The sequence below is a fragment of the Streptomyces sp. NPDC051582 genome, from assembly GCF_040681715.1.
Taxonomy (GTDB): Bacteria; Actinomycetota; Actinomycetes; order Streptomycetales; family Streptomycetaceae; genus Streptomyces.
Genome location: NZ_JBFAZJ010000069.1, coordinates 1 through 12,536 on the forward strand (window position 1 = coordinate 1; position 12,536 = coordinate 12,536).

The following is a 12,536-nucleotide window of genomic DNA, read 5'->3' on the forward strand; positions in this document are numbered from 1 at the left end:
CCGTCCAGCAACAGGCCCCGCAGATACAACTGGCCCTTCGCCCGCTGATCCCTGCGGACCAGCGGCGCGAACACCTCCCCGGCGAACTCCTCCAATTGACCCCGACACTCAGCAAGCTCACCCGCCCTCATACCAGCAGCGAACTACCAAACACCGACCGTGACAAGACCAGCTAACAAAGCACTACTAGTGGCGGTCGCACCGGGGCCGGCACCGGCTGCCGCCATCAGCATCGGACGGCACCCCGCCAGTTCGAACCCCCTGAACGACCACTCCTACCCCGCCGACCGGCGGGGGTAAGGTCCCGATACACCTCAATGCGGACGGCATCAGGCGCCATCCCGCCCCCCACTGCAGTGGGGGGCGGGATGGCGCCTTGCGGATCACGGCGGCCCGGCGTGCACCGCTCAGCGTTCTCCTCGGCCGCCGAAACACCACCTCGCCTCCCTCTTCGGCCTTGCGGCACACACGACCCGCCCTGATCCGCCCTGATCCGAAAGACACGGCCCTGGCGCCGACAGCACCGGGGGTACCGCCGGCCCGACTGGCCGTACCGGGTACGGAGCCGGGATGCGCGCGCCAACTGCCGCGAACGCCGCGCACCCTCCAGGGCGCCGATGCACCGCCGAAGCTCATTCGCGCCTACCCCCGCCGGACGGCCAGGGTGCCCACGCCGAGAGGCGGATGGTCTCACTGGTGCCTTCCGTCCGAGTATTTGAGCTCCCCCACAGTCCGTGCCGGGGCGACGGCAGCGAACCCCAAAGCCACGCCCCGGCACGGTGCCCCAACTCGGCCAGGCCACCCTTGCGCCGACCGGCCCACGAAGGCGGTCATGCAAGACAACGACACCCGGCCGACCAGCGCCCAGCCCACAGGCGTGGGCGCGCAGCCCGACGCTCCGTGCCGACTCCAGCAGTCCGCCGATGCGACAGGCAGGGTGCCAACGGCTACGAGGAAAGCGACCGTCGGCGTGGCCGCGACCGTCTCGCGCGTTTGCGCTCTCCAGGCGTCTTCGCCCCGCCTTCAGCAGGCTGGCGATACCCGTCAGGCTCGCTTCGAGCCCAAGCCCAGCAGTGCCCGAAGCGCAGGACCTGGTCCACGGCATCCGCAGCAGGGCAGGCGCCGAGGTGCTCGGGGAGATGTGCAGCGCCTATCGCGGACGCCTGCAATGAACTTTCCCCGGCAGGCTGTGCCGGCGGAGCGACCCCGGGCCCGCCCCAGGGTCGCTCAACCCGGGCCGCACCCACAGGGCTGCCCGCAATCTCCGGACATCCGGCTGCTAGTCCCACAGCTGCGAATCGGCGGATGTCTCGGCAACCAGCTCCCCGAGCGTTCTCGGCCGCCCAAGAGTCCCGACAGTCATCAGGAGCGCACCCATGGTTGACGTCAACCGCCGCAGGTTCCTGCAACTCTCCGGCGGAAGCGCCGCCGCTTCCGTACTCGCAGGCGGAATAGCGCGAGCCGCAGCCATTCCCCCCGCTTCCGGGACCGGCTCCCTCAAGGATGTGCAGCACATCGTCATCCTGATGCAGGAGAACCGCTCCTTCGACCACTACTTCGGCACCCTGTCCGGAGTCCGCGGCTTCGGCGACCCACGCCCCCTCACCCTGCCCAGCCACAAGAGCGTATGGCACCAAACAGACAACAAGGGACAGGAAACCCTCCCCTTCCGTCCGGACGCACGCGACCTGGGCCTGCAGTTCATCCAGGGCCTCGACCACAGCTGGAAAGGCACCCACGCCGCCTGGAACAACGGCAAATGGGACAACTGGATACCCGCCAAGGGCAGAGCCACGATGGCATACCTCACCCGGAACGACATCCCCTACCACTACGCCCTCGCCGACGCCTTCACCATCTGCGACGCCTATCACTGCTCCTTCCTCGGCGCCACCGACCCGAACCGGTACTACCTGTACACCGGCTACACGGGCAACGACGGAAAGGGCGGCGGCCCGGTCCTGGGCAACGAAGAAGCCGGCTACTCCTGGACCACCTTTCCCGAAACCCTCGAAGCGGCGGGCATCTCCTGGAAGGTCTACCAAGACGCCGGAAACGGCCTGGACGCCGCAGGCAAATGGGGCCTTATGACTGAAAATGAAGACCCCCTCCTCGGCAACTACGGCGACAACTCGTTGCTCTACTTCGACCAGTACCGCAACGCCCAGCCCGGAAGCCCGCTGTACGTCAGAGCCAGGACCGGCACGCACGCCAAGTCGGGTGAGGGATATTTCGACCGGCTCAAAGCCGACGTCCTGGCCGGCGAGCTCCCGCAGGTCTCCTGGATCGCGGCTCCCGAGGCGTTCTGCGAACACCCCAATTGGCCGGCCAACTACGGCGCCTGGTACATCTCACAGGTCCTCGACGCGCTCACGGCCGATCCCGACGTGTGGAGCCGCACCGTCCTGTTCCTCACCTACGACGAGAACGACGGCTTCTTCGACCACGTGGTGCCGCCCTTCCCTCCGGCCTCCGCCGCCCAGGGCCGGTCCACCGTGAACAGCACCGACGAGATCTTCACCGGCAACAGCGGCTACAAGGCCGGCCCCTACGGCCTCGGCCCACGCGTGCCCATGCTCGTGCTGTCCCCGTGGAGCACGGGCGGCTGGGTGTGCTCACAGACATTCGATCACACGTCCATCATCCAGTTCATCGAGCGCCGCCACGGCGTCCGCAGCCCCAACATCTCCGCTTGGCGCCGCGCGGTCTGCGGAGATCTCACCTCCGCCCTCGACTTCACCCGCGGCCCTGGCACGGCACCGGCGCTCCCCAGCACCGGGCAATACCGCCCGGCCGATCACAAGCGCCACGACAGCTACCGGCCGAAGCCGCCCGCCCAACCCGCGCTCCCCCGCCAGGAACAGGGAACACGCTCAGCACGGCCCCTGCCCTATGACCTGACCGTCGACACCCAGGTCACCAACGGCCGTATGCACTTCACCTTCGCCAGCCGAGGCGCCGCCGGCGCCGCTTTCCACGTCACTTCAACCGTGCACCCCAACGGACCCTGGCCCTACACCGTCGAGGCAGGCAAAACCCTCACCGACACGTGGGCCCTGCCCGCCGGCACCCACTCCCGCTACGACTTCAGCGTGTACGGACCCAACGGCTTCCTGCGCCAGATCACCGGCACCATGAACACCATCGGCCCCGAAACAGCAGCGCGCCACGACGCCTCGACCGGCCACGTCACCCTCACCTTCACCAACCCGACCGGCCACACCGTCACATTCACCGCCACCGACGCCTACGCACCCGGCCGCCTCTTCCCGTACACCCTGCCACCCAAGACCACGAAAACCGTCACCGGCTGGGGCTACACCACCGCCAACCGCTGGTACGACATATCCATCACCCTCAGCACCGACACCGCCTATCTCCGCCGCTTCGCAGGGCACATAGAAACCGGCGCACCCAGCACCAGCGACCCCGCCATCACCACCCACTCGTGAACTTGGCCGTACCGGCTACGCGGCGAACCCGCGCCGGAATTAGCACGCCACCTCGCCGGCGACGAGCCGGTGTTCACCGTTTCGCTTTGGGCCGCCGCGGCACTCCTGGCCCCCGGCATACCCGTCGCCGTCGCTGACGCCCGGGCCAGGAAGAGGCGTGTAGTGCGCCGACCCGGGGCCGGCGCCTTCAGAGCAGCGGTCGGCCCGCCGTACACGGGGGGATGGCGGGCCGACCGCGCAGGTCCCGTCCGGACCCGTTCCTGAGCCGGGGTATGCCCGCGCTCAAGGTTTGCCCTTTCCGGGTCGGAGCAGCCGGGCGCGGTCGGCGACGACTGCGGCCTGGACGCGGTTGAGGCCGCCGAGTTTGGCGAGGATCGAGCTGACGTGGTCTTTGACGGTGCCGTGTGCCAGGTGGAGGCGTGTGGCGATGTCGCGGTTGTTGTGGCCGGCGCCGAGCTGGGCGAGTACCTGGAGTTCGCGTGGGCTTAGCAGTCTCACTCGCCGGGCGGCTTCGCTGTCGGGGCCGGAGGCGAGGTATCCGGCGATGACCGGCCCGGTTGCCTCGGGTACGAGTACGCGCCCGCCGGCCGCGAGTGTCCGTACGGCGTGGATCAGTTGTTCTGGGGCTGCGGTCTTCATCAGGAATCCGGCGGCCCCGGCACGGAGCGCCTCCTCGACGTACTCCTCCAGTCCGAAGCCGGTGAGCATGGCCACCGCCGGGGGCGTGGGGCCATGGACGATCCGGCGGAGCACGGCCATCCCGTCGAATACCGGCATCCGGATGTCGAGGAGCAGTACGTCCACGCCGCTGGAGCGAATGTTCTCGACCGCGCCGACGCTTGCGGACGCGAGGACCACGTTGATGTCGTCGGCGGATTCCAGAATCACTCGCAGGCCCGTGCGGACCAGTGGTTCGTCATCGACGACCGCTACTCGGATCACTTTCGCTCCTCGTGTCCGTCCCGCCGTCGAACGTGGCGGAGAGTTGTGTCTTCTACGCGCAGGTCTCCAGGACGTCCGTGAGCGGACGGCGTGGTGTCGCGGGTCCTTGGGGCCCGTATCCCAGGCGCAGGATCATCTGGACGCGGCTCATGACTTCAAGGGGGTCGCGGGCCGTCCACCGCAGTTGCGGCCATTCGAGGGGCTGGGAGGTCATCGAGGTGGCCAGGCCGTCGGTTGTGGCCTGGAGGAGGATGCGTTCCAGCGCCTGGCCGGCCCGCAGCCAGTCGGTTGGCGTGTCCGTTGACGTGCCGAGCAGGGCGAAACGGGGCCGCTCTTCGAACACGGCCCAGCCGCGGTCCACCACCGGGTGGTCCCGGCCGAAGTCCCGCACGGGGGAGTGCCCTGCGTGACTCCTCGGGCCGAACGCGGATGCGGGGATGCCGTCGCGGCGTGATCCTGCCGAGGGGACCCAGGCAGCGGTCTGCGCCCGGGCCAGGGGGTCGGTGTGCTCGCGGTACTCCGCATCGCGGACCAGTTCGAGCAAGGTGGCGGTGTGCCAATTGCCCGGGACGCTCAGGCGGCAGCCTTCCAAGCGGGCAGCGCCTTTCAAACCGTCCATCAGCTCGTCCGGAACCGGCTCGTCGCTGAACGGGAAGCGGCTGGTGTGCCTGCGCCGGAGAGCGGCGTGCAGGGCGAACAGCTCGCGGTCCTCGTCGCCGGGCTCGTGCATGGCCACCGCTGCCAGCAGAAAGGGCTGCAGGCCGTCGGGCAGCAGGCTCACGCGCGCGTGGAGTCCGTGCCGGGCGGCGGAGACGCGCAGATTGAACAGGGCTGCCCCGCAACCGATGTGGAGGGCCCGGTGATCCGCATCGGTTCGTGACATGGCGCGGTCCGCATCGCCGTGCAGCTCGATGACGCTGCCGCCTTCACGGAATACGAACTTCCAGGGCTGGGCATTGTGCATGGAGGGTGCGGTCACGGCGTCGCCGACGAGCCGGACGACGGTGTCCTCGTCAAGGCGTGCTGAGATCATGCGACGGCTCCTGTCTGTGCGGATTCAGTCATGTGCGACATAGGCGTCCAGTGAGGCGGTGCGCCGCATCACCGCGCGCGATGAGACGTACGCGGGTGCCGGGTGCTGCGCGGCGGATGCGCCGATCCAGCGCGACGAGGGGAGACGAAGGAAGCCGCCCCCTCAGGGAGCCCGTCGCCTATGGGTCCACCGTGATCCGTATCGGCATGATGCCCTCCTCACCGGCGGTGGTCGGTCCTTCCAGGCTCCGCCGTACGTCCCGCTGCGGGGAGGGGCCGGGTGGCCCTGCCCGGGGCCGAATGGCCATCGGAGCTGGTCAGACGTGGTGCTGCCGGCTCAGGGGCGGGCGGGTCTGTTGTCCGTGTGCGCCGCTCCCGGGCCGGGGACGGCCCTCGGCCCGGGGAGCCGGCCGCTGTCAATTGGATCGGAAGGTGCTCCGGCGTCCTCCGGCACCGTGCCTGTCCATCACACGGAGCAATGGCATCCGGCGGAAGCGGAAAAGCCACCCCGGCCGTACTACGGTGATTGCGGCAGCCCTCCACCTTCCGGCGGCCGGAGGTGAGACATGAGCGAGGAAGGCCGCCCCGCCCGGGGCAGCGCGCCACGGCTGCGGCTGGACGAGCTGCTCGACGAGCTCCAGACACGGATCGACGAAGTGCGAGGCGCCAGGGACCGGTTGAACGGCCTCCTCGACGCCGTCATGTCGGTGGGCCGGGAGCTCGACCTGCCCCAGGTCCTGCGTGGCATCGTCGAGGCGGCCGTCGTCCTCGTTGACGCGGAGTACGGCGCCCTCGGGGTCATCAGCGAGGACCAGAGGCTGGCCGAGTTCCTTCCCGTCGGGATCTCCGACGGACTCCGCTCGCAGATCGGGGATCTGCCCGTCGGCCACGGAATCCTCGGCGAGCTGATCCGCCACCCGCAGCCTCTGCGGCTGTCCGAGCTGTCCCGGCATCCCGCCTCGTACGGTTTCCCGCCTCATCACCCTCCGATGCACACCTTCCTCGGGGTTCCCATCCGGGTGCGTGAGGACGTCTTCGGGAACCTCTACCTCACGCAGAAGCGCGGCGGTGCCGACTTCGACGCCGAGGACGAGGCAGTCCTCTCCACGCTCGCGGTGGCCGCCGGCATCGCCATCGAGAACGCCCGCCTCTTCGAGGAAGTACGCCTGCGCGAGCGCTGGCTGGAGGCAGGCACCTACGTCACCAACTCGCTCCTGTCCGGAGCCGGCGAGGAGGAAGTCCTCGCCGGGATGCTGGAACGCGCCCAGGACATCACCGGCGCGGACGTGGGCGTCTTCTACCTGATCGGCGGCGACGGCGAACTGCGCGGCTCGATCGCCCTTGGGCACGGCGCCGAAGCCCACCGGGGCATCGTCCTGCCGAGCACCAGGGGCACCCTCGCCGAAGCCGCCCTGGCCCAGGACGGGCTCATCGTCCTCGCGGACGTGCAGGCCGACGCACGGCTCACCGTCCAGCCGCAGCGCTGGGCGGGGTTCGGCCCGGCCGTAGCCGTCACCGCGAGCACCAAGGACAGGCTCAGCGGCGTCCTGATCCTGGCCAGGCGCCAGGGCCGGCCGGTGTTCGCGAGAGCGGAGGTGGCCGCCCTGCCGGGATTCGCGGCGCAGGCCGCTCTCGCCCTCGAACTGGCGCAGCGGCGCCGTGACGCCGAGCAGATGAGCATGCTGGAGGACCACGACCGCATCGCCCGCGACCTCCACGACCTGGCCATCCAGCGGATCTTCGCCACTGGACTGACCCTCCAGAGCGTACGGCCCTTCGTCGACCAGCCCGAGGCGTCCGAACGGCTCGGCCGAGCCGTGGACGGCCTGGACGACACCATCAAGATCATCCGTTCGGCCATCTTCGGGCTCCGCGACCACGACGTCCCGGCCACGGGCTCCAGGCTCCGCTCCCGTGCCGTCCAGACCCTGGACGAAGCCTCCGCGGGCCTCGGCTTCACCCCTGCCCTGCGCATGGAAGGCCTGCTCGACACCGACGTACCCCCTGCCGTCGCCGACGAGGCCCTCGCCGTACTCGCAGAGGCCCTGACCAATGTCGCCAGACACGCCAGAGCTACCCGCGCGGAGGCCTCGGTCGTGGCGAAGGACGGCGTCCTCGCCGTCGCCGTGACGGACGACGGCGTCGGGATGCCTCAGGGTGGCCGGCGCAGCGGACTGCGCAACCTCGCCGAACGGGCCGACAAGCTCGGCGGAACCATGCGGGTCACCCCGCGCGGGCCTGACGAACCGGGCACCCGTCTGGAATGGTCGGTCCCTCTCGCCCCGTCAGAGCCGTGACGGTCGCACACGGCCGGACACCCACGCGGTCGAAAACGTGTCGTTTCATCGGGACCGCCGTGGCTGCCGACTCGGCGGATTCACATCATCCTCGTGCCCCTCGGTGCGAACCTGGGTGGCGATGACGGCTGCCTGCACGCGCCGTTCGACCCCCAGCTTGCCCAGCAGCCGGGAAACGTGGTTCTTCACGGTCCGCTCCGAGAGATAGAGCTGGCCGGCGATCTGCCGGTTGGTCAGCCCGTCACCGATGAGGTCGAGGATGGCCCGCTCACGCTCGGAGAGCGCTGCCACGCGCGTATCAGCAGGCAGCTCCGTGGCCTCCGGGCCGCGCAGCGCGCGCATCAGGCGGGCGGTCGTGGCCGGGTCCAGCATGGACTGCCCTGTGGCGACCGTCCGTACGGCCGACACCAGGTCCGCACCCGCGATCTCCTTGAGGACGTAACCGGCCGCCCCTGCCATGATCGCGTCCAGCAGGGCGTCCTCGTCGTCGAAGGACGTCAACATCAGGCAGGCCAGCTCCGGCATCCGGGAGCGCAGTTCCCGGCAGACCGTGATGCCGTCACCATCGGGCAGCCGGACATCGAGGACGGCGACGTCCGGGCGCAGCGCCGGTCCCCGGGCCAGAGCCTGGTCCGCGGTGCCCGCCTCGCCCACGACGACGATGCCCTCCTCGGCTTCGAGCAGGTCCCGCAGCCCGCGCCGGACCACCTCGTGATCGTCGAGGAGGAACACCCTGACGGATTCCTCCGCCGCGGCACTCGCTGCATCGGACATGGGCACCGCCCGTTTCGGCTCGATGGCGCTATGTGTGTTTTCCACCCGTATTCTGCCAGTCGGGGTAGCTGGCAACCGGCAATGGCGCCAGGCGCGGTCGGCTCACTCCAGCGCGGACTGCGGCGAGACGGCCTGAGCAGCCATGGGTCCATCGATTCCGCCACACCCTGTGCGAGGTGATCACCGCCGGCGTGGCCCGCGACAGAGTCCCCGGGCGGCCATCTCCTGTGGTCTGGACCCGGGTCCAGCGCCAGGGGGGCGATCACGATCGTGCTCCACATCGTCCAGGGCATCGGGCGTTTCCAGGTCAGGGGACGGTCCTAACGGTGCCGACGGCACTGGTGATCAAGTATTCGGAGTTCGAAAGAGCGGCCCCGCCCCGCCGACCGGCGGGGCGGCAACCCGGATGACGGTCGAAGCTGCCTCGCTGCCCTGTGTCAGCCCACTGTGTCCGGGTCGGGATCCGGGGGTGTCAGAGGGTAGGAGGCCACTACGGCGAAGCCGCCGTCGGGGGCGGGTCCGGCGGCGAACTCGCCTCCCAGCAGACCGGCCCGTTCCGCCAGTCCAGCCAGCCCCCGCCCATTCCCCGGTATCCCGACAGGCCCCGCCGACCCCGCTGAAGGCCCATTGCGCACCTCGATGTCCAGGCTGGCGGCCGTGACCGTGACACTGACCTCCACCCTCGATTCCGGGGCGTGCTTGCGAATGTTGGTCAGGGCCTCCTGGACGGTGCGGTAGGCGGCGCGCTGCACGGCTTCCGGGACCTCCGTCCGCTTCTCGGGCATTCCGAGGCGGACAGGCATACCGCTGATCCGTACAAGCTCGGGGAGGTCGGCCAGCCCCGGACCAAAAGCGCGACCGCAGGCGACGGCGGGGCCTGGGGCCGGGCGCAGTACGCCGAGCATGTGGTGCAGCTCGGTGACGGTCTGCGCGGACAGTTCATGGATCAGCTGCGCGCTCTCCTTGACGTCCGCTTCCTCGGGCCGGCCGACTTGGAGTGCACCGGCCTGCAGGCTGATCAGGCTGACCTTGTGGGAGACGACGTCATGCATCTCCCGTGCGATCCGCGCGCGTTCAGCGGTCAGCACCCGCTCGGCGACCAGCCGCTTCTCCGACGCCTGGCGCGCCTCCACCTCCTGCAGCGCCTTGCGCCGGGCGCGTGCCGCCCGTCCCGCCACGACGGCGGCTGCGGGTTGCATGCAGTACGCGAAGAGACTCTCAGGGGTCCACAGCGTGAACGGAGTGAAGGAGAACTCCGGCACCGGGCTCAGAGAAGCGGTCACGAAGCCCATGGCTGCCGCTGCTGCCGCGGAGACGATGAGGGGTCCCCGCTTGGCGGCGAGGCTGTACAGCGCGAACATCGGGGCCACGGTGACATTCGCCAGGTGGAACCCCGGCAGCGCGACGAGCAGCGCCACTTCCGGAACCCTGCGGCGCAGCAGCAGGCCGGCGGCGGCAGCCAGCCCCAGGTACACACCGATATTGTAGGGAAGCGCGGAGAGGGTGAGGAATCCCTCCACCACGGCCGTGATCAGGAGAAGGGAATCCAGGACGAGGCGCTTGGTCGGCGCGAGGCGGTTCTCGGCCGCCACCGGGGGAAAAGGCACCGTCCGACCCGGACGGCGCGGCTGCTCCTCCTCTTCCCGGGGCGGGGCGGGCCAGGAAGGCGCGCAGCCTTGAGACTGTTGCTGTGATCACGACCCTGCCCGTCGGGGCCGAAGCAGCCTGGCACGGTCGGCGACGACCGCGGCCTGGACACGGTTGAGGCCGCCCAGCTTCGCCAGGATCGAGCTCACGTGGTCCTTGACGGTCCCGTGTGCCAGGTGCAGCCGGTCGGCGATGTCTCGGTTGCTGCGGCCTGTACCGAGCTCGGCGAGGACTTGGAGCTCACGCTCGCTCAACAGCCCCACGCGCCGTGCCGCCTCGCTGTCGGGCTCCGCCGCCAGGTAGCCGGATATGACCGGCCCCGTCGCTTCCGGCGCCAGCACCCGCCCGCCGGCCGCCAGAGTCCGGACCGCCGCGACCAGCTGCTCGGGGGAGGAGTTCTTCATCAGGAACCCGGCCGCCCCGGCCCTCAGTGCCTCATCGACGTGCTCCTCCAGGCCGAAGCTGGTGAGCATCGCCACGGCAGGGGCCGCGGCGGCGCCGACGACGTGGCGAAGTACGGACATCCCGTCCACCACGGGCATCCGGATATCGAGGAGCAGCACATCCACGTCATGGGACCGGATGCTTGCGACTGCACCGGCGCCCCCGCATGCGAGGACCACGTTGATGTCTTCGGCGGACTCCAGGATCACTTGCAGGCCCGTGCGGACCAGCGGCTCGTCATCGACGACCGCGACTCGAATCACTATCACTCCCCATATGCGTCCCACCGCGGACTATGACCGACATTCGGCGTCGGGCGTTGCCTCGGAAGAATGTGCCGCAGACCACAACCAGAACAGGAGACTCCAAGACCTAGGGGAACCTGAACCTTCTGGTCCTGCCTCGGCCCCGCGCCGGTCGAGCTCAGCCACCACCTCCACGCAGTCATGGAGAAAGGCAGCAGGCGCCGAGATCTGCTGACCCGCTCGGCTGGCACGTCCTCTTCCGGCTGCCGTGAACGTCGGCAACGTGCCACGGAAGAGCGCCGAGGCGAATCACCCACGTGGTCCGCCGCCTCGCCAGCACCGACGAAAATGACGTCGCATGACTCTGGGCACCGGCCGCGCGCCGCGCAGCCGCCTCCGGGCCGTGCATCCACTCCAAAGATGCTCTCGACGGGGGCGGCGATGACGGCTCGTCCTCTGCCACCGCAGATCGGGACGCCCTGATCAGCTGGCCGTTCCCGCTGCCCGGCGGATCGCGGATCGCGGCGGCCGCCCGCGATGATCATCCAGCAGGTACGCCTACGGAGAATCCGGCCTCACCCGGCCTCGGTCTGCAAGCGCCTGCTTTGCATTGCACCGGAGATTGGGGAAATTTCGCATGAGGCGTACGACGTCCGGCTTACTGTCGATCGTCATCTTGGGCGGGTTCATCGTGGGGGGGGGCGCTGACACCGCATCCGCGTCCAACACTGGCGGACCGAAGAGTGTGGACCCGGTCGGCGAACGCCGGGCCATGTGCACCGTCTACAAGGACAAAAATGCCTGCGCATCACTGATGCAGCACGGAAAAATGACTAATGCTGTGAAGAACTGTCTTCTCAAGGCCGGCATCGGGGGTGCCGCCGCGTTCATCGTGGGCAGGTACGTCAGCAAAGATGTTGCCAAGGACATCGCAAGCAAGGTTGTCGTGGCCGGCGCATCGGCCTGCCTGTCAGCACTCGCCTGATCGAGTCTGGGGACCTATATGGGCGTCAAGGTCATTGCAACACTCGTGTGGGTGGCCGTATTCATGGGAGTCGAGCACGCACTCAAGGGCAACACCTGGGCCGAGTACACCGCCGTGGCCGTTCTGTGCGGTGGGTATGGGCTGATACTGGACAGAATCAGCAAGTACCAGGCACGGAACCGGTAAGCCCAGCCCGTTCAAGCGGCTGCTTCAGCCTACGAAGCCCCTGGCATTCGTCAGAAGCGCTGTCCGTCTCCGACACAATCCCCCCATTACCGTTTTGGTTGCCTCGCAATGGGGCGCCCGACCTCCGGAGTTGGCATGACTGTCTCCTCATGTCGATCGCATGTCTTGGGGGGTGGTGTCACCGGCTCCGGAGGCATCGACGGACCGCTGATTAGGGGCATGACCACCGGCCTTTCCACAGGTCGGGAGGCTCTTCGTAAGGTGGATGTCGCGTTCGGTGCCGTGGGACGGCCGGGCGAAGAGGGCGACCGGAGGACGCACGTGATCGACATCAGCAACATCGGCGCCTTCCTAAAGGGTGTTGCAGAAGGCTGAGTTCCGGGCATTTTCCGTGTATGGGTGGGGTGTTGCGGGTTGAGCCGGTGTGGGTGGAGACTTTCACGGGCTTGCGGATCGACCGGTTCGCGAAGCTGGTGAAGGTGGTGCGGGAGCGGGGCGGGAACGGTCCCGGTGGCGGCCGCCCGTGGTGCCT

9 protein-coding genes and 1 pseudogene are annotated in these 12,536 nt (G+C 69.0%); 5 read left to right on the forward strand and 5 right to left on the reverse strand.

Features of this window, described 5'->3' with window-relative positions; translation table 11 throughout:
- The first annotated feature begins 1,376 nt into the window (after window positions 1-1,376).
- Window positions 1,377-3,452 (forward strand): phosphocholine-specific phospholipase C, encoded by a 2,076-nt coding sequence (locus tag AB0M92_RS38560; RefSeq protein WP_366107063.1) that lies wholly within the window; start codon window positions 1,377-1,379, stop codon window positions 3,450-3,452.
- Window positions 3,453-3,734: 282 nt separating this feature from the next.
- On the opposite strand, the gene AB0M92_RS38565 is transcribed toward AB0M92_RS38560, so the two are convergent.
- Together AB0M92_RS38565 and AB0M92_RS38570 are read right to left on the reverse strand one after the other, a co-directional pair.
- Window positions 3,735-4,394 (reverse strand): response regulator transcription factor, encoded by a 660-nt coding sequence (locus AB0M92_RS38565; protein ID WP_366107064.1) that lies wholly within the window; start codon window positions 4,392-4,394, stop codon window positions 3,735-3,737.
- Between the two features lie 52 nt (window positions 4,395-4,446).
- A complete protein-coding gene (locus AB0M92_RS38570; RefSeq protein ID WP_366107065.1) occupies window positions 4,447-5,427 on the reverse strand; it encodes a nitroreductase in 981 nt (326 codons plus the stop codon).
- A 565-nt stretch (window positions 5,428-5,992) separates the two neighbouring features.
- On the opposite strand from AB0M92_RS38570, the gene AB0M92_RS38575 reads away from it, so the two are divergent.
- Complete coding sequence (locus tag AB0M92_RS38575) at window positions 5,993-7,723, forward strand: GAF domain-containing protein (RefSeq protein ID WP_366107066.1); 1,731 nt, start codon at window positions 5,993-5,995, stop codon at window positions 7,721-7,723.
- A 45-nt stretch (window positions 7,724-7,768) separates the two neighbouring features.
- Here AB0M92_RS38575 and AB0M92_RS38580 read toward each other — a convergent pair whose 3' ends face one another.
- The 3 genes from AB0M92_RS38580 to AB0M92_RS38590 form a co-directional block, all read right to left on the reverse strand.
- The gene (locus tag AB0M92_RS38580) at window positions 7,769-8,497 is read right to left on the reverse strand and encodes a response regulator transcription factor (protein WP_366107067.1); all 729 of its coding nucleotides are present in this window, start codon (window positions 8,495-8,497) and stop codon (window positions 7,769-7,771) included.
- 437 nt (window positions 8,498-8,934) lie between these two features.
- Entirely contained in the window at window positions 8,935-10,089 is a 1,155-nt protein-coding gene (locus tag AB0M92_RS38585; RefSeq protein ID WP_366107068.1) for a histidine kinase, read from the reverse strand.
- Between the two features lie 102 nt (window positions 10,090-10,191).
- Complete coding sequence (locus AB0M92_RS38590) at window positions 10,192-10,851, reverse strand: response regulator transcription factor (RefSeq protein WP_366107069.1); 660 nt, start codon at window positions 10,849-10,851, stop codon at window positions 10,192-10,194.
- Between the two features lie 619 nt (window positions 10,852-11,470).
- Between AB0M92_RS38590 and AB0M92_RS38595 the strand changes: the two genes are divergently transcribed.
- The 3 genes and pseudogenes from AB0M92_RS38595 to AB0M92_RS38605 form a co-directional block, all read left to right on the forward strand.
- Window positions 11,471-11,818, forward strand: a complete 348-nt coding sequence (locus AB0M92_RS38595) for a hypothetical protein (protein WP_366107070.1) — start codon at window positions 11,471-11,473, stop codon at window positions 11,816-11,818.
- A 405-nt stretch (window positions 11,819-12,223) separates the two neighbouring features.
- Window positions 12,224-12,379 (forward strand): hypothetical protein, encoded by a 156-nt coding sequence (locus tag AB0M92_RS38600; protein WP_366107071.1) that lies wholly within the window; start codon window positions 12,224-12,226, stop codon window positions 12,377-12,379.
- 20 nt (window positions 12,380-12,399) lie between these two features.
- Window positions 12,400-12,536 (forward strand): annotated as a pseudogene (locus AB0M92_RS38605) (IS5/IS1182 family transposase); the annotation flags it as partial.